The 15,420-nt window shown below is 63.7% G+C and carries 17 protein-coding genes; 14 read left to right on the forward strand and 3 right to left on the reverse strand.

Going from position 1 to position 15,420, the window contains the following annotated elements; all coding sequences use genetic code 11:
- The first annotated feature begins 85 nt into the window (after positions 1 to 85).
- The 3 genes from ACLEJW_RS00005 to ACLEJW_RS00015 are packed head-to-tail and all read left to right on the forward strand — an operon-like array spanning position 86 to position 3,648.
- The gene (locus ACLEJW_RS00005; RefSeq protein ID WP_313646648.1) at positions 86 to 745 is read left to right on the forward strand and encodes a paraquat-inducible protein A; all 660 of its coding nucleotides are present in this window, start codon (positions 86 to 88) and stop codon (positions 743 to 745) included.
- A complete protein-coding gene (locus ACLEJW_RS00010; protein WP_145191457.1) occupies positions 732 to 1,355 on the forward strand; it encodes a paraquat-inducible protein A in 624 nt (207 codons plus the stop codon). Before ACLEJW_RS00005 ends, ACLEJW_RS00010 begins: the two co-directional genes overlap by 14 nt.
- Positions 1,348 to 3,648: a PqiB family protein gene (locus ACLEJW_RS00015; RefSeq protein WP_313302376.1), complete on the forward strand. Its 2,301-nt coding sequence runs from the start codon at positions 1,348 to 1,350 to the stop codon at positions 3,646 to 3,648. The genes ACLEJW_RS00010 and ACLEJW_RS00015 overlap by 8 nt, the downstream gene beginning before the upstream one ends.
- Positions 3,649 to 3,766: 118 nt before the next feature.
- Here the strand turns inward: ACLEJW_RS00015 and rpsT are convergent, their stop codons facing one another.
- Positions 3,767 to 4,045, reverse strand: coding sequence for a 30S ribosomal protein S20 (gene rpsT / locus ACLEJW_RS00020; RefSeq protein ID WP_003247625.1), 279 nt, complete (start codon positions 4,043 to 4,045; stop codon positions 3,767 to 3,769).
- Between the two features lie 250 nt (positions 4,046 to 4,295).
- Between rpsT and murJ the strand changes: the two genes are divergently transcribed.
- The 6 genes from murJ (at position 4,296) to ispH (ending at position 11,631) form a co-directional block, all read left to right on the forward strand.
- A complete protein-coding gene (gene murJ, locus ACLEJW_RS00025; RefSeq protein WP_440776800.1) occupies positions 4,296 to 5,834 on the forward strand; it encodes a murein biosynthesis integral membrane protein MurJ in 1,539 nt (512 codons plus the stop codon).
- 118 nt (positions 5,835 to 5,952) lie between these two features.
- Positions 5,953 to 6,903 (forward strand): bifunctional riboflavin kinase/FAD synthetase, encoded by a 951-nt coding sequence (gene ribF, locus ACLEJW_RS00030; protein ID WP_145191466.1) that lies wholly within the window; start codon positions 5,953 to 5,955, stop codon positions 6,901 to 6,903.
- Positions 6,900 to 9,731 carry an isoleucine--tRNA ligase gene (ileS, locus tag ACLEJW_RS00035; protein WP_440776801.1) on the forward strand — a complete coding sequence of 944 codons (2,832 nt, stop codon included), beginning with the start codon at positions 6,900 to 6,902 and terminating at the stop codon, positions 9,729 to 9,731. Before ribF ends, ileS begins: the two co-directional genes overlap by 4 nt.
- The gene (gene lspA / locus ACLEJW_RS00040) at positions 9,724 to 10,239 is read left to right on the forward strand and encodes a signal peptidase II (protein WP_145191472.1); all 516 of its coding nucleotides are present in this window, start codon (positions 9,724 to 9,726) and stop codon (positions 10,237 to 10,239) included. Before ileS ends, lspA begins: the two co-directional genes overlap by 8 nt.
- The gene (gene fkpB / locus ACLEJW_RS00045) at positions 10,232 to 10,669 is read left to right on the forward strand and encodes an FKBP-type peptidyl-prolyl cis-trans isomerase (protein ID WP_313458230.1); all 438 of its coding nucleotides are present in this window, start codon (positions 10,232 to 10,234) and stop codon (positions 10,667 to 10,669) included. The genes lspA and fkpB overlap by 8 nt, the downstream gene beginning before the upstream one ends.
- Before the next feature lie 14 nt (positions 10,670 to 10,683).
- Positions 10,684 to 11,631 carry a 4-hydroxy-3-methylbut-2-enyl diphosphate reductase gene (gene ispH / locus ACLEJW_RS00050; protein ID WP_145191478.1) on the forward strand — a complete coding sequence of 316 codons (948 nt, stop codon included), beginning with the start codon at positions 10,684 to 10,686 and terminating at the stop codon, positions 11,629 to 11,631.
- On the opposite strand, the gene ACLEJW_RS00055 is transcribed toward ispH, so the two are convergent.
- Positions 11,632 to 12,108, reverse strand: a complete 477-nt coding sequence (locus ACLEJW_RS00055) for a GspH/FimT family pseudopilin (protein ID WP_145191481.1) — start codon at positions 12,106 to 12,108, stop codon at positions 11,632 to 11,634.
- 109 nt (positions 12,109 to 12,217) lie between these two features.
- On the opposite strand from ACLEJW_RS00055, the gene ACLEJW_RS00060 reads away from it, so the two are divergent.
- From ACLEJW_RS00060 to thiO, 5 genes are read left to right on the forward strand one after another with little or no spacing between them, the layout of a single operon-like run.
- A complete protein-coding gene (locus tag ACLEJW_RS00060; protein WP_145191484.1) occupies positions 12,218 to 12,400 on the forward strand; it encodes a prepilin-type N-terminal cleavage/methylation domain-containing protein in 183 nt (60 codons plus the stop codon).
- On the forward strand, positions 12,397 to 13,050 hold the full coding sequence (locus ACLEJW_RS00065; protein WP_440776802.1) for a PilW family protein: 654 nt from the start codon (positions 12,397 to 12,399) through the stop codon (positions 13,048 to 13,050). Before ACLEJW_RS00060 ends, ACLEJW_RS00065 begins: the two co-directional genes overlap by 4 nt.
- The gene (locus ACLEJW_RS00070) at positions 13,047 to 13,520 is read left to right on the forward strand and encodes a hypothetical protein (RefSeq protein WP_145191490.1); all 474 of its coding nucleotides are present in this window, start codon (positions 13,047 to 13,049) and stop codon (positions 13,518 to 13,520) included. Before ACLEJW_RS00065 ends, ACLEJW_RS00070 begins: the two co-directional genes overlap by 4 nt.
- Before the next feature lies 1 nt (position 13,521).
- Positions 13,522 to 13,911, forward strand: a complete 390-nt coding sequence (locus ACLEJW_RS00075; protein ID WP_313458237.1) for a type IV pilin protein — start codon at positions 13,522 to 13,524, stop codon at positions 13,909 to 13,911.
- A 55-nt stretch (positions 13,912 to 13,966) separates the two neighbouring features.
- Positions 13,967 to 15,064, forward strand: coding sequence for a glycine oxidase ThiO (gene thiO, locus ACLEJW_RS00080; protein WP_440776803.1), 1,098 nt, complete (start codon positions 13,967 to 13,969; stop codon positions 15,062 to 15,064).
- Positions 15,065 to 15,120: 56 nt separating this feature from the next.
- On the opposite strand, the gene ACLEJW_RS00085 is transcribed toward thiO, so the two are convergent.
- Positions 15,121 to 15,351 carry a PP0621 family protein gene (locus tag ACLEJW_RS00085; protein WP_145191498.1) on the reverse strand — a complete coding sequence of 77 codons (231 nt, stop codon included), beginning with the start codon at positions 15,349 to 15,351 and terminating at the stop codon, positions 15,121 to 15,123.
- Positions 15,352 to 15,420: the final 69 nt, after the last annotated feature.

Consider the following 15,420-nt stretch of genomic DNA (forward strand, 5'->3'; position numbering starts at 1 on the left):
CTGGCATCATGGCAGTCGTTGGTCGTCTCCCACATTCGGGCGGGGACCACTAGAATAGACCGACGGACCTATCCAGAACTCTCAGATGCCAGAGCCCCTCGAAATCAAACCTTTAGAGCAGCTGCCCTTGGATGAGCTGGTCGCCTGTCACGAGTGCGACCTGCTGATGCGCAAGACGATCCTGCAGCACGGCGAGAAAGCCCTGTGCAGCCGTTGCGGCTATGAGCTGTACGCGCACCGGTACAACGTGGTCAATCGCAGCCTGGCCCTGGTGTTGACCGCCTTGCTGCTGTTCATTCCAGCGAACTTCATGCCGATCATGCGCCTGCACCTGCTTGGCCAGACCTCGGACGATACCGTCTGGAGTGGCGTGCTAGGCCTGTACAACTCCGAGATGCGCGGAGTCGCGATAGTGGTATTTCTCTGCAGCATGGCCATACCGCTGACCAAACTGCTCTGCCAACTGGCGGTGTTGCTGAGCATCCGCCTGAACGTGGGACGCAGCCAAGGGCTGTTGTTCTACCGTATTTATCATCACCTCAAAGACTGGGGCATGCTCGAGGTCTACTTCATGGGCGTGCTGGTCGCCATCGTCAAGCTGGTGGACCTCGCCGAGCTGACGGTAGGCCTGGGCTTGTTCTGCTTCATCAGTCTGTTACTGGTGCAGGTATGGCTGGAAGTGGTGATGTCACCGCACCAGATCTGGAGCGCTTTGTCAGGAGAAGATCTTCATGCGGGCGATTGATGCAGGCATCCTGGTCTGCAATGAGTGCCATGAGTTGAACCGCCAGGACGAGCAGGGCGCTACGCAGAACTGCTCGCGCTGCGGCGCCATCCTGCACGCACGGCGACCCAACAGTATCGTGCGCACCTGGGCGCTGCTGATCGCCGCGTCGATCCTGTACATCCCGGCCAACCTGTTGCCGATCATGACCGTAAGCACGTTCGGCCAGGGCAGCCCCGACACCATCATGTCCGGCGTCATCACCCTGCTCAAGCACGGCATGGTGCCAATTGCCGCCGTGGTGTTCACTGCCAGCATCCTGGTGCCCACCTTCAAGTTGATCGGTATCGGCCTGCTGCTGTATTCGGTGCAGCGCCGCCAGCCACTGTCGGCACGTCAACGCATATTGATGTACCGCTTCATCGAATTCATCGGGCGCTGGTCGATGCTGGATATTTTCGTTATTGCCATTCTGGTGGCAGTGGTGAATTTCGGCCGTATCGCCAGTGTCGAAGCCAATCTGGGCGCTGTAGCCTTCGCAACTGTGGTGATCCTCACGATGCTTGCCGCTTTAACCTTCGATCCCCGACTGATCTGGGACAACACGGAGTCGGATGACGACCATGAGTGACATGCCTACGGCCAAAACCCGTCCAGCTTCGAATTGGTCGGCCATCTGGATCTTGCCACTGATCGCGTTGATGATTGGCGGCTGGCTGGCCTGGCAGGCCTACAGCACTGCCGGCGTCGAAATCGAGGTGCGCTTCGCCAGCGGTGAAGGCATCGTCGCCAACAAGACCGAAGTGATCTACAAAGGCATGCCGGTGGGTAAGGTCAAAGACCTGGTGCTCGATGCCAAAGGCGAAAACCAAGGGGTCATCGCCACCATCGAAATGAACAAGGCTGCAGAGTTGCACCTGAACAAGGGCACGCGGTTCTGGCTGGTAAAGCCGAGCGTCAGCCTGGCCGGGATTTCAGGCCTGGAAACCCTGGTATCGGGTAACTACATCGCGGTCAGCCCAGGCGACGGCGAGCCAACCAAGCGCTTCACCGCCCTGAAAGAAGCCCCGCCGCTGTCAGACAGCGAACCAGGCCTGCACCTGACACTCAAGGCCGATCGGCTGGGCTCGCTCAACCGCGACAGCCCGGTGTTCTACAAGCAGATCAAAGTGGGCCGGGTAAAAAGCTATCGCCTCTCGGACGACCATGGCACCGTCGAGGTCAAGGTGTTCATCGAGCCGGCCTACGCCAACCTGGTGCGCAAACACACGCGTTTCTGGAACGCCAGCGGCATCAGCATCGACGCCTCCCTGTCCGGGGTTAAGGTGCGGAGCGAATCGCTTTCCAGCATCGTCGCCGGGGGTATCGCCTTCGCCACCCCTGAGCACCGCCAGGACAGCCCGCCTACCGATCCCAGCTTGCCGTTTCGCTTGTATGAGGACTTCGACGCGGCCCAGGCCGGTATTCGCGTCAAGGTGAAGCTCAGCGACTATGACGGGCTGCAGGCGGGCCGTACGCCGGTCATGTACAAAGGCATTCAGGTCGGCTCGTTGAAGACCCTGAAGATGGAAGAAAACCTGTCCAGCGCGACCGCCGAGTTGACCCTCGACCCGCTGACCGAAGACTACCTGGTGGAAGGTGCGCAATTCTGGGTGGTAAAGCCGTCCATCTCCCTGGCGGGCATCACCGGCCTCGAAGCGCTGGTCAAGGGTAACTACATCGCCATCCGCCCCGGCGAGAAGGGCGCCAAGCCGCAGCGCGAATTCGAGGCGCGGCCCAAGGCGCCACCGCTGGACTTGAAGGCCCCTGGGCTGCACATGGTGCTGTTCGCCGATACCCTCGGCTCGCTGGAGGTCGGCAGCCCAGTGATGTACCGCCAGGTCAAAGTCGGCAGTGTGCAGAGCTACCAGTTCGCGCCTAACAGCAGCCGCATTCTGATCGGCGTGCACATCGAGAAAGAATACGAAAACCTGGTCAATGGCTCCTCGCGCTTCTGGAACGTCAGCGGTATCACCCTGACCGGCGGCCTGTCGGGCATCAAGATCAAGAGCGAGTCGTTGCAGACCCTCATGGCTGGCGGTATCGCCTTCGACACGCCTCAGCCGAACGTGGCGCTCAAGCGACGCATCCCTCGCTTCCGCCTGTTTGAAAGCGAGGAGGCGGTCAACCGTACAGGCACGCTGATCACCCTGCGCGTCGAGCGTGCCGACGGACTCAAGCCCGGCACGCCGATTCGTTTCCGTGGCCTGGACGTGGGCAGCGTTGAAAGTGTCGACCTGACCAAGGACCTGCAAGCGGTGCTGCTGCGCGCGCGGATCACCGAGTCGGCCGAGCGCATCGCCCGCGCCGGTTCGCAGTTCTGGGTAGTCAAGCCGGCCCTGGGCCTGGTGCGTACCGAAAACCTCGATACCTTGATTGGCGGGCAGTACATCGAAGTGCAGCCGGCCATCAAGGACCGCGGCCCGCAGCGCGACTTCATTGCGCTGGCCGAGGCGCCCGAGGTCAAAGGCGCAGAGATCGGTCTGCCGTTGACCTTGAGTGCGCCGCGGCGTGGGTCGCTCAAGCCGGGTGTGCCGGTCACCTACCGTGAGGTGCAGGTGGGCAAGGTGACCGGCTTCGAACTGGGCCAGAGCGCGGATCGGGTACTGATCCACATCCTCATCGAGCCGCGCTATGCCGCATTGGTGCGCAGCGGCAGCCGATTCTGGAACAGCAGCGGCTTCGGCTTCGACTGGGGCCTGTTCAAGGGGGCCAAGGTGCGCACCGAGTCAGTGGAAACGCTGATCGACGGCGGCGTGGCCTTCGCCACCCCAGAAGGCGAGCAGATGGGTAACCCGGCACGGCCGCAGCAGACCTTCCCGCTGTTCGAGGAAGCAGACGAAGCCTGGTTGCAGTGGGCGCCGAAGATCCAGCTTGGCAAGTGATGCAAGCCCGGGCCGCCTGCGTGCGGCCCGGATACCGGCAGCAGCGCCCGGCCCTCAAGCGGGATTACAGGCATAAAAAAACCGACCCTGAGGTCGGTTTTTTCGACAAGAACGTCGCTTAGGCAGCTGCAGCTTCTTTCAGTGCCTTGATGTGGCCATTCAGACGGCCTTTGTGGCGAGCAGCCTTGTTCTTGTGGATGATGCCTTTGTCGGCCATACGGTCGATTACAGGCACAGCCAGAACGTAAGCGGCTTGCGCTTTTTCGGCGTCTTTTGCGTCAATGGCTTTAACTACATTCTTGATGTAGGTGCGGACCATGGAACGCAGGCTGGCGTTGTGGCTGCGACGCTTCTCAGCCTGTTTTGCACGTTTCTTGGCGGAAGGTGTGTTGGCCACCGTCGAGCTCCTCGAAAGACTTTAGGTAAATAGCAAACAAAATAGGCCGCGAATCATGCCGATGCGTAGACCGGATGTCAAGGCCACCTGCAGGGTTCCGCCGAGTGGTGCAGCAACAGGCGGGAAATATTCCTTTCTGCCGTGCGATCTGTAAACTCGGGAATTTTTGGCTCCCCTGCGAAGGCGCGGGAGTATCGCACATTCGAACGCTGTCTGGCAGCGTCCTCTGTCCTTGGCGTGAATCTTTTCGATGAATCTGCTCAAATCCCTCGCTGCAGTCAGCTCCATCACCATGATTTCACGGGTGTTGGGCTTCGTGCGCGACACCATCCTGGCCCGTATCTTCGGTGCCGGCGTTGCCACAGACGCCTTCTTCATTGCCTTCAAGCTGCCCAACCTGCTGCGCCGGATCTTCGCCGAGGGGGCGTTCTCCCAGGCTTTCGTACCGATCCTGGCCGAATACAAGACCCAGCAGGGCGAGGAGGCCACACGCACCTTCATCGCCTACGTCAGCGGCTTGCTGACCCTGGTGCTGGCCGTGGTCACGGCCCTGGGCATACTGGCCGCCCCCTGGGTGGTATGGGCCACTGCGCCGGGCTTCGTCGCCAGCGCCGAGAAATACGCCCTGACCACCGACCTGCTGCGCGTGACGTTTCCTTATATATTGCTGATCTCGCTGTCGTCGCTGGCCGGTGCGATCCTCAACACCTGGAACCGCTTTTCAGTGCCGGCATTCACTCCGACCTTGCTCAACGTGGCAATGATCCTCTTCGCCGTGCTGCTCACGCCTTATTTCAACCCGCCGATCATGGCGCTGGCCTGGGGCGTGCTGGCAGGTGGCCTGGCGCAGTTGCTCTATCAGCTGCCGGCCCTGAAGAAAATCGGCATGCTCGTGCTGCCACGCCTCAACCTGCGCGATGCCGGGGTCTGGCGCGTGCTCAAGCAGATGCTGCCGGCCATTCTCGGCGTCTCGGTGAGCCAGATCTCGCTGATCATCAACACCATCTTCGCCTCGTTCCTGGTCGCCGGCTCGGTGTCCTGGATGTACTACGCCGACCGCCTGATGGAGCTGCCGTCCGGCGTGCTCGGCGTGGCCCTGGGAACCATCTTGCTGCCGACCCTGGCCAAGACCTATGCCAACAAGGACCGTGATGAGTACTCCCGCATCATGGACTGGGGCCTGCGCCTGTGTTTCCTGTTGGTGCTTCCGTGTACCCTGGCCTTGGCGGTACTGGCCGAGCCATTGACCGTAGCGCTGTTCCAGTATGGCAAGTTCAGCGCCACCGACGCGGCGATGACCCAGCGCGCGCTGATCGCCTATTCGGTCGGCTTGCTGGCGATCATTCTGGTCAAGGTGCTGGCACCTGGGTTTTATGCGCAGCAGAATATTCGGACGCCGGTGAAGATCGCGATCTTCACCTTGGTGTGCACGCAGCTGTTCAACCTGGCGCTGATCGGCCCGTTGCAGCACGCCGGCCTGGCCCTGGCCATCAGCCTGGGCGCCTGCCTGAATGCGGGGCTGCTGTTCTGGAAGCTGCGCAGCCAGCAGTTATTCCAGCCGCAGCCAGGCTGGGCGATGTTCCTTGGCAAGCTGGTGCTGTCGGTGGCGCTGATGACCACCGTGCTGCTGTTGGGCATGCACTACCTGCCGGCCTGGGCCGAAGGCAACATGCTCGAGCGTCTGCTGCGCCTGGCGGCGTTGATCGCAGCAGGCGTGGTGACCTACTTCGGCGCGCTGTACCTGTGCGGCATCCGTCCTCGGCATTTCATGCGCAAGGCCCTGCATTGAGCTGCACTGCACGTCAGGCGTCGGTTTTTCACATTCCACGCCACCCCTCGGCGCTGCTGCCTGTCACCGACGCCCGGGTGTGGTTATAATCGGCCACTTTATGAGCAAGAAGCGCGTTATGCAGCTGGTTCGAGGTCTTCACAACCTGCGCCCCGAGCACCGGGGCTGTGTCGCCACCATTGGCAACTTCGACGGGGTTCACCGTGGCCACCAGGCGATCCTGGCGCGCCTGCGCGAGCGCGGCCAGGCCTTGGGCCTGCCGACCTGCGTGGTGATCTTCGAGCCGCAACCGCGCGAGTATTTCGCCCCTGACACCGCCCCGGCGCGCCTGGCGCGTCTGCGCGACAAGGTCGAGCTGCTGGCCGGCGAGGGGATCGACCGCGTCCTGTGCCTGGCATTCAACCAGCGCCTGAGCCAGCTCAGCGCCGATGAATTCGTCAAGGCGATCCTGGTCGACGGCCTGGACGTGCGCCACCTCGAAGTGGGCGACGACTTCCGCTTCGGCTGTGATCGGGCCGGCGACTTTGCCTTCCTGGTGGCTGCCGGCAAGCAGTACGGTTTCAGCGTCGAAGCCGCCAACACGGTGATCCAGGATGGCCTGCGGGTCAGCAGCACCGAGGTGCGCAAGGCCCTGGCCGAAGGCAACTTCGAGCTGGCCGAACACTTGCTCGGCCGCCCGTACCGCATCACCGGCCGAGTCCTGCACGGGCAGAAGCTGGCCCGCCAGCTCGGCACGCCGACGGCCAACATCCAGCTCAAGCGCCGCCGCGTGCCGTTGTCCGGGGTCTACCTGGCCAGCATCGAGATCGACGGCAAGGCCTGGCCGGGTGTCGGCAATATCGGGGTGCGCCCCACGGTGGCCGGCGACGGCCGCCCACACCTTGAGATTCATCTACTGGATTATGCCGGCGATCTGTATGGCCGGCGCCTGACGGTGGAATTCCACCACAAGCTGCGCGAAGAGCAGCGATTCGCCTCCCTGGAGGCGCTGAAGTCGGCGATCGATGCGGATATCGCCGCCGCACGTGCACATTGGCACGCTCAACCGCTAACCAAGAGCCTGAAATGACCGACTACAAAGCCACGCTAAACCTTCCGGACACCGCCTTCCCCATGAAGGCCGGCCTGCCTCAGCGCGAACCGCAGATTCTGCAGCGCTGGGACAGCATTGGCCTGTACCAGAAGCTGCGCGAGATTGGCAAGGATCGTCCGAAGTTCGTCCTGCACGACGGCCCGCCCTACGCCAACGGCAAGATTCACATCGGTCATGCGCTGAACAAGATCCTCAAGGACATGATCGTCCGTTCCAAGACCCTGTCCGGCTTCGACGCGCCGTACGTACCGGGCTGGGACTGCCATGGCCTGCCGATCGAGCACAAGGTCGAAGTCACCCACGGCAAGCACCTGACCGCCGACCGTACCCGCGAGCTGTGCCGCGAGTACGCTGCCGAGCAGATCGAAGGGCAGAAGACCGAGTTCATCCGCCTGGGTGTGCTGGGCGATTGGGACAACCCGTACAAGACCATGAACTTCGCCAACGAGGCCGGTGAAATCCGTGCCCTGGCCGAAATGGTCAAGCAGGGCTTCGTGTTCAAGGGCCTCAAGCCGGTGAACTGGTGCTTCGATTGCGGCTCGGCCCTGGCTGAAGCTGAAGTCGAATACGCCGACAAGAAGTCGCAGACCATCGACGTTGCCTTCCCGGTCGCCGACGAGGCCAAGCTGGCTGCGGCGTTCGGCTTGCCGGCACTGACCAAGCCCGCTGCCATCGTGATCTGGACCACCACCCCGTGGACCATCCCGGCCAACCAGGCGTTGAACATCCACCCGGAATTCACCTATGCCCTGGTCGACACCGGCGAGCGTCTGCTGGTGCTGGCGCAGGAGCTGGTCGAGTCGTGCCTCAAGCGCTACAACCTCGAAGGCTCGGTCGTGGCCACCACCCAAGGCGCGGCGCTGGAGTTGGTCAATTTCCGTCACCCGTTCTACGATCGCCTGTCGCCGGTGTACCTGGCCGACTACGTCGAATTGGGCGCCGGTACCGGCGTGGTTCACTCCGCACCTGCCTACGGTGAAGACGACTTCGTCACCTGCAAGCGCTACGGCATGGTCAACGACGACATCCTCACCCCGGTGCAGAGCAACGGCGTGTATGTCGAGTCGCTGCCGTTCTTCGGTGGCCAGTTCATCTGGAAGGCCAACCCGGCGATCGTCGAGAAGCTTGGCGAAGTCGGTGCGCTGATGCACAGCGAAACCATCAGCCACAGCTACATGCACTGCTGGCGCCACAAGACCCCGCTGATCTACCGCGCCACCGCGCAGTGGTTCGTCGGCATGGACAAGCAGCCAAGCACTGGCGAGCCGCTGCGCGAGCGCGCACTCAAAGCCATCGAAGACACCAAGTTCGTCCCGGCCTGGGGCCAGGCGCGCCTGCACTCGATGATCGCCAACCGCCCGGACTGGTGCATCTCGCGTCAGCGTAACTGGGGCGTGCCGATCCCGTTCTTCCTGCACAAGCAGACCGGCGAACTGCACCCGCGTACCGTCGAGCTGATGGAAGCGGTGGCCCAGCGTGTCGAGCAGGAGGGCATCGAGGCCTGGTTCAAGCTCGACGCTGCCGAACTGCTGGGCGATGAAGCCGGCCAGTATGACAAGATCGCCGACACCCTGGACGTGTGGTTCGATTCCGGCACCACGCACTGGCACGTACTGCGTGGCTCCCACGACATCGGTCACGCCACCGGCCCGCGCGCCGATCTTTACCTGGAAGGCTCCGACCAGCACCGCGGCTGGTTCCATTCGTCGCTGCTGACCGGCTGCGCCATCGATGGCCATGCGCCGTACCGCGAGCTGCTGACCCACGGCTTCACCGTGGACGAGAACGGCCGCAAGATGTCCAAGTCGCTGGGCAATACCATCGAGCCCGAGAAGGTCAACAACACCCTGGGCGCCGACATCCTGCGCCTGTGGGTCGCGGCCACCGACTATTCCGGCGAGATGGCGGTTTCCGAGCAGATCCTGCAGCGCAGCGCCGACGCCTACCGGCGTATCCGCAACACCGCACGCTTCCTGCTTTCCAACCTGTCCGGCTTCGACCCGGCGCGTGATCTGCTCCAGCCCGAAGAGATGATTGCCCTCGACCGTTGGGCGGTAGACCGCACCCTGTTGCTGCAGCGCGAGCTGGAAGAGCACTACGGCGAGTACCGCTTCTGGAACGTCTACTCCAAGGTGCACAACTTCTGCGTGCAGGAGCTGGGCGGCTTCTACCTCGACATCATCAAGGACCGCCAGTACACCACCGGCGCCAACAGTGTCGCCCGTCGTTCCTGCCAGACCGCGCTGTACCACATCAGCGAGGCCCTGGTGCGCTGGATCGCGCCGATCCTGGCCTTCACCGCCGACGAGATCTGGCAGTACCTGCCGGGCGAGCGCAACGAGTCGGTGATGCTCAACGGCTGGTATGCAGGCTTGGGCGAGCTGCCGGAAGGCACCGAGCTCGACCGCGCTTACTGGGATCGCGTGATGGCGGTCAAGGCTGCAGTCAACAAAGAGCTGGAAAACCAGCGGACCGCCAAAGTCATTGGCGGCAACCTGCAAGCTGAGGTTACCCTGTTCGCCGAAGAGGGCCTGAGCGCCGACCTGGCCAAGCTTGGCGACGAGCTGCGCTTCGTGCTGATCACTTCGGCTGCCAGCGTCGTGCCGCTGGCCCAGGCCCCGGCCGAGGCCGTGGCCACCGAAGTCGAAGGGCTGAAACTGCAGGTGGTCAAGTCCGGTCACGCCAAGTGCGGCCGTTGCTGGCACTTCCGTGCCGACGTCGGCAGCCACCCCGAGCACCCGGAAATCTGCAGCCGCTGCGTCGACAACCTGAGCGGTAATGGCGAGGTGCGCCACTATGCCTAACCCTGCAGCAGGGCGCTTCGGGCGCCTGCCATGGCTGTGGCTGAGCTTGCTGGTCCTGGTCCTCGACCAGGCCACCAAGCTGTATTTCAACAACGCCCTGAGCATGTACCAGCAAATCGTGGTGATTCCCGACTACTTCAGCTGGACCCTGGCCTACAACACCGGCGCCGCGTTCAGCTTCCTCGCCGACAGCTCCGGCTGGCAGCGCTGGCTGTTCGCCCTGATCGCCGTGGTGGTCAGTGCCGTGCTGGTGGTCTGGCTCAAGCGCCTGGGGCGTAACGAGACCTGGCTTGCGGTAGCGCTGGCGCTGGTCCTGGGCGGCGCCATCGGCAACCTGTACGACCGTATCGTGCTGGGCCACGTGGTCGACTTCATCCTGGTGCACTGGCAGAACCGTCACTACTTCCCGGCCTTCAACCTGGCCGACAGCGCTATCACCGTTGGCGCGGTGATGTTGGCGCTGGACATGTTCAAGAGCAAGAAGTCCGAGGAACCGGTCCATGACTGACACCCGTATCGGCCAGAACACCGAAGTCACCCTGCACTTCGCGCTGCACCTGGAAAATGGCGACACTGTCGACAGCACCTTCGACAAAGCCCCGGCGACCTTCAAGGTCGGCGACGGCAACCTGCTGCCGGGCTTCGAAAGCACCTTGTTCGGCTTCAAGGCCGGTGACAAGCGCACCGTGGTGGTGGCCCCAGAGAACGCCTTTGGTCAGCCCAACCCGCAGAACGTGCAAGTGATGCCACGCTCCCAGTTCGAAGGCATGGAGCTGTCCGACGGGCTGCTGATCATCTTCAACGATGCGGCCAACACCGAGCTGCCGGGTGTGGTCAAGGCATTCGATGAGCACCAGGTGACCATCGATTTCAATCACCCACTGGCTGGCAAGACCCTGACCTTCGAGGTGGATATCCTCGAGGTCAAGGCCCTGTAGGCCCGGAGCCGAGCATGCAAATCAAACTCGCCAACCCGCGCGGCTTCTGCGCGGGCGTGGACCGGGCGATCGAAATCGTCAACCGGGCGCTGGAAGTCTTCGGCCCGCCCATCTACGTGCGTCACGAAGTGGTGCACAACAAGTTCGTGGTCGAAGACCTGCGCAACCGCGGCGCCATCTTCGTCGAAGAACTGGATCAGGTGCCGGACGATGTCATCGTCATCTTCAGTGCCCATGGCGTTTCCCAGGCCGTGCGCCAGGAAGCGGCCGGGCGTGGCCTGAAGGTGTTCGATGCAACCTGTCCGCTGGTGACCAAGGTGCACATCGAAGTGGCCAAGTACAGCCGCGACGGCCGAGAGTGCATTCTCATCGGCCACGAAGGCCACCCGGAAGTCGAAGGCACCATGGGCCAGTACGACGCCAGCAACGGTGGCGCCATCTACCTCGTCGAAGACGAAGAAGATGTCGCCAAGCTCCAGGTCAACGACCCGGACCACCTGGCCTTCGTCACCCAGACCACCTTGTCGATGGATGACACCAGCCGGGTCATCGACGCCCTGCGCGCACGCTTCCCGAACATTGGCGGCCCGCGCAAGGACGATATCTGCTACGCCACGCAAAACCGCCAGGACGCGGTCAAGCAACTGGCCGATGAATGCGATGTGCTGCTGGTAGTGGGGAGCCCGAACAGCTCCAACTCCAACCGCCTGCGGGAGCTGGCCGAGCGCATGGGCACACCGGCCTACCTGATCGACGGGGCCGAAGACTTGCAGCGTGGCTGGTTCGAGCAGGCCGCTCAGGTGGGTATCACCGCTGGCGCCTCGGCCCCCGAGGTGTTGGTGCGCGGTGTGATCGACCAGCTCAAGGCGTGGGGCGCTACCAGCGCCGAAGAGCTCGACGGGCGTCCGGAGAACATCACCTTCTCCATGCCTAAAGAACTGCGGGTTCGCTCGCTGATCTGATCACAGGCCTGCGCAGGTGGACCCCTCCGGTTCACCGCTGCGCAGGCTGATCCGTCCGGTGGGCGCCAGCACCACCTGATAGGGGCTGTTGCACACGGTCAGTGTGCCGCCGCCGAAACTGCTGCCGCGCCCCAGCGGTACGCCCAATGCACTGAACCTCATCTGCGTACCCGCCGAGTTGGCGATTTTCAACGGCCGGGTCAGGCTGTGCTCGCGCAGCACCTGCTGGTTGCGCTCCAGCACCACCTGCCAGCCCTTGCCCCAATCATTATGCAGTGGCTGCACACGCACCGGCTGGCTTTGCAGCATGGCGTGACTGCGCGCACTGCGCAGGGCCTGCGCCAGGTCACGGGCGGCGGCCGCTCGGTGTAGGTCATCACTTAACTTGGCGTAGGCCGGCATGCCGAGCTGTGTCAGCAATGCCGCTACCGCCAAAGCCGACATGGTTTGAATCAGTGTTACGCCTTTTTGCTTCACCGTGCATTCCTCCGTGGAAGTGCTTGGCTCTAGCTTCGTGGACGTTGGACAGGCGTGCCAGTCGCCCAAGTTCAAGGTAATCGCAGGAAAACTCCCAGGAGGTGCAGGGATGCGCAACATACAACGTGGCATGACGCTGCTGGAGGTGCTGCTGGCGGTCGCCGTGGTGGCCTCGGGAACAGTCGCTGCGGCGGCGTTGCAGGCCAAGGCGCTACAGGCGAGCGAAGCGGCGCGCCGCGATGGCCAGGCGCTGATGGTGCAATACAGCGAACACGAGCGGGGCCGCCCATGAGGCGTCAACAGCGCGGTTTCGGCTTGCTCGACATGTGGCTGGCGCTGAGCCTTGGGTTGTTGCTGCTGACCGGCGCTGGCCAGTTGCTGGTTGCGGCTCATCAGAGCTGGCGCCTGCACGGCGCGGCCCTGCAGCTGCAAAGCGACGCCCGCCTGGTGCTGCTGCGCATGGCCCAGGATATCCGCATGGCCGGCATGTTCGGCTGCTTGCGCCTGCAGCCGCAGGACTTCCAGGACCCCTCGGCGCGCCGCCTGTTCGAGCGACCGCTAGACATAGGTCCGTCCAGCTTGAGCCTGGTGACTGCGGAACTGCCAGGCCATTACGGAGCACCGGACTGGACCCTGCTGACCGATTGCAAGGACTTCGCGCAGGTAGCGAAGGGCAGGCCGGCTGATCCTGGCAGGCATTGGGCGATTGCCATCAGCCGGCACCGCTATGCCTTGCAGGGCAGCGCCTTGATGTTCAGCCGGCGTACCAGCGATACCGCGCAAGTGCTGATCGACAATGTCCGTGAACTGCGCATCGAGCGTGTACAGCAGCCTGAGGGCGATCGCCTGGACTTGTCCCTGACACTGTACGACCCGGCCCTTGCGCTCGAACAGCGGCACGCTCTGAGCGTCGCCCTGCGCAACCCAGTGGCCGCGCTGTGAAGCGTCAGGGCGGCATGGTGCTGCTGCTGGCGCTGATCTTCACCCTGCTTCTCGGTTTACTGGCCGCCTCGGCTTTGCGCGAAGCACAGCTGAGCACCCGGCTGACAACCGTCTTGAAAGAAGGCCTGCAAGCCTTCGAGCAAGCCGAGGCCACGTTGTTGGACGGCTTGGCAAGCTTGCAGCGTGCCGCTCCTGGGCCATGCAACGGCTGCCCACCCCCGGCCGATCCACATGCGCTGCAGGGCCCGTGGCAGCGCGCAGAGCAGGGTTATTTCCTGTTGCAGAACCTCGGCACGACCACCCGCGCTGCGCACATGGCCTGGGGCGAGCCGGTCGTCTTGTACCGGATCACTGCGGTCAGCCAACAAACCACCGCGCGCCAGGTGGTGGAGGCGGTGTACGCCGTGCCGAGCGCTCAAGCGCCGGCGCCCCAGCGTATCGCCTGGCGCCAGAGACTGAAGGAAGACTGACATGCAGCAAGGGATGACGCTGATCGAGTTGTTGATTGTCGTGGCGGTGACCGGCATTCTGGCAGCCATTGCCTACCCCAGTTACAGTGACCAGCTCAGGCGAGCCGCACGCAGCGAAGTGGTCGGCGTGCTGCATGACGCTGCCCTGCGTCTGGAGCTGCACCGCGCGCGCACCGGCCAATACGCCGAGGGCGACCCGCCGTTGCCGAGCGCAAGCCGCTACTACCGCCTGCATGTCGAGCGCCAGGCAGACGCCTTCACGCTGATCGCGCGGCGGCTGCCCACTGGCCTGATGGCCGATGACCGCTGCGGCGACTTTCAGCTCGACCAGGCCGGCGCACAGCGCAACCCGGGCGCCACAGGCAGCGCCGAGCGATGTTGGGGAAGCTGAAGATTGAATGATGCCTTGGGCATCGCCGATTTTACTTCAGGTGTTGGATCGATAGATGAGCAAGCAAGTAGTGGTGGTCGGCGGCGGCGTGATCGGCCTGCTGACCGCGTTCAACCTGGCGGCGAGGGTCGGCCAGGTGGTGGTGTGCGATCAGGGCGAGGTGGGCCGCGAATCGTCCTGGGCCGGCGGCGGTATCGTCTCGCCACTGTACCCCTGGCGCTACAGCCCGGCCGTTACCGCGCTGGCGCACTGGTCGCAGGATTTCTACCCACAGCTGGGCGAGCGCCTGTTCGCCAGCACCGGCATCGACCCCGAGGTGCATACCACCGGGCTGTACTGGCTGGATCTCGACGACGAGGCCGAAGCGCTGGCGTGGGCTGCGCGTGAGGGGCGGCCGTTGAGCTCCGTGGACACCTCGGCCGCCTACGATGCCGTGCCGGTCCTCGGGCCGGGCTTCAAGCGTGCGATTTTCATGGCGGGTGTGGCCAACGTGCGCAACCCACGCCTGGTCAAGGCGCTCAAGGCGGCGTTGCAGGCCCTGCCCAATGTAACCCTGCGCGAGCACTGCCCGATCAGCGGCTTCGTCCAGCAAGCCGGGCGCGTGACGGGCGTGCAGACCGCAGAGGGCGTCTTGGCCGCTGACGAGGTAGTGCTCAGCGCTGGCGCCTGGAGCGGCGATCTGTTGCGCACCTTGGGCCTGGCGCTGCCGGTCGAGCCGGTCAAGGGCCAGATGATTCTATTCAAATGTGCCGAGGACTTTCTGCCGAGCATGGTGCTGGCCAAGGGGCGCTACGCGATCCCGCGCCGCGACGGGCACATCCTGGTGGGCAGTACCCTGGAACACGCTGGCTACGACAAGACACCGACCGAGGACGCGCTGGCCAGCCTGAAGGCTTCGGCCATCGAGCTACTGCCGCAGCTCAAGGATGCCGCCGTGGTCGCGCACTGGGCAGGCTTGCGCCCAGGCTCGCCGGAAGGGGTGCCGTACATCGGCCCGGTGCCTGGGCATGAAGGGCTGTGGTTGAACTGTGGGCATTACCGCAACGGGTTGGTGCTGGCGCCAGCATCGTGCCAGCTGTTCAGCGATCTGTTGACCGGTGCTCGGCCAGTCATCGATCCGGCCCCCTACGCCCCGGCAGGCCGTCTGGGCTGAGGGGCGTTCGCGGCGCGTTGATGCCGCGACAGGACGGGGCAGGGCAGCCGCTTGCCTCAGCCCTGTCGGCCAGGCCCCTGTTGCAGGTGTGCCTGGCTGCAATACCACTCGTTGCCTTGCTGCAGCGCCCGTTCGTCGGGCAGGTGCACGCCGCAATGGGCGCAGCGCACCATCTTCAACGGGGCATCGAGCTTGGGCTCGGCAGGCGACTGTTGCGCGGCTTTGAACTTGCGCCACAGCCAGAACGCGGCGGCGATCAGGGCGATCCAGAAAAGTAGGCGAACCATGGTGTCCAGCTTGTTGGGGATGAAAGCCGACAGTCTAGGGCGCAGCCAATAAAAAAGGGAGGCCTGGGC

Source organism: Pseudomonas sp. SMSB3, from assembly GCF_052041965.1.
Classification (GTDB): Bacteria; Pseudomonadota; Gammaproteobacteria; order Pseudomonadales; family Pseudomonadaceae; genus Aquipseudomonas.

What these genes read in the sequence shown, in the direction of transcription:
- thiO (WP_440776803.1), top strand. Translation starts at nt 13,967, where the DNA reads ATGAGCAAGCAAGTAGTGGTGGTCGGCGGCGGCGTGATCGGCCTGCTG.
- fkpB (WP_313458230.1), top strand. Translation starts at nt 10,232, where the DNA reads ATGACTGACACCCGTATCGGCCAGAACACCGAAGTCACCCTGCACTTC.
- ispH (WP_145191478.1), top strand. Translation starts at nt 10,684, where the DNA reads ATGCAAATCAAACTCGCCAACCCGCGCGGCTTCTGCGCGGGCGTGGAC.
- ileS (WP_440776801.1), top strand. Translation starts at nt 6,900, where the DNA reads ATGACCGACTACAAAGCCACGCTAAACCTTCCGGACACCGCCTTCCCC.
- lspA (WP_145191472.1), top strand. Translation starts at nt 9,724, where the DNA reads ATGCCTAACCCTGCAGCAGGGCGCTTCGGGCGCCTGCCATGGCTGTGG.
- ACLEJW_RS00075 (WP_313458237.1), top strand. Translation starts at nt 13,522, where the DNA reads ATGCAGCAAGGGATGACGCTGATCGAGTTGTTGATTGTCGTGGCGGTG.
- ACLEJW_RS00060 (WP_145191484.1), top strand. Translation starts at nt 12,218, where the DNA reads ATGCGCAACATACAACGTGGCATGACGCTGCTGGAGGTGCTGCTGGCG.
- ACLEJW_RS00005 (WP_313646648.1), top strand. Translation starts at nt 86, where the DNA reads ATGCCAGAGCCCCTCGAAATCAAACCTTTAGAGCAGCTGCCCTTGGAT.
- ACLEJW_RS00015 (WP_313302376.1), top strand. Translation starts at nt 1,348, where the DNA reads ATGAGTGACATGCCTACGGCCAAAACCCGTCCAGCTTCGAATTGGTCG.
- ACLEJW_RS00065 (WP_440776802.1), top strand. Translation starts at nt 12,397, where the DNA reads ATGAGGCGTCAACAGCGCGGTTTCGGCTTGCTCGACATGTGGCTGGCG.
- ACLEJW_RS00085 (WP_145191498.1), bottom strand. Translation starts at nt 15,351, where the DNA reads ATGGTTCGCCTACTTTTCTGGATCGCCCTGATCGCCGCCGCGTTCTGG.
- ribF (WP_145191466.1), top strand. Translation starts at nt 5,953, where the DNA reads ATGCAGCTGGTTCGAGGTCTTCACAACCTGCGCCCCGAGCACCGGGGC.
- murJ (WP_440776800.1), top strand. Translation starts at nt 4,296, where the DNA reads ATGAATCTGCTCAAATCCCTCGCTGCAGTCAGCTCCATCACCATGATT.
- ACLEJW_RS00010 (WP_145191457.1), top strand. Translation starts at nt 732, where the DNA reads ATGCGGGCGATTGATGCAGGCATCCTGGTCTGCAATGAGTGCCATGAG.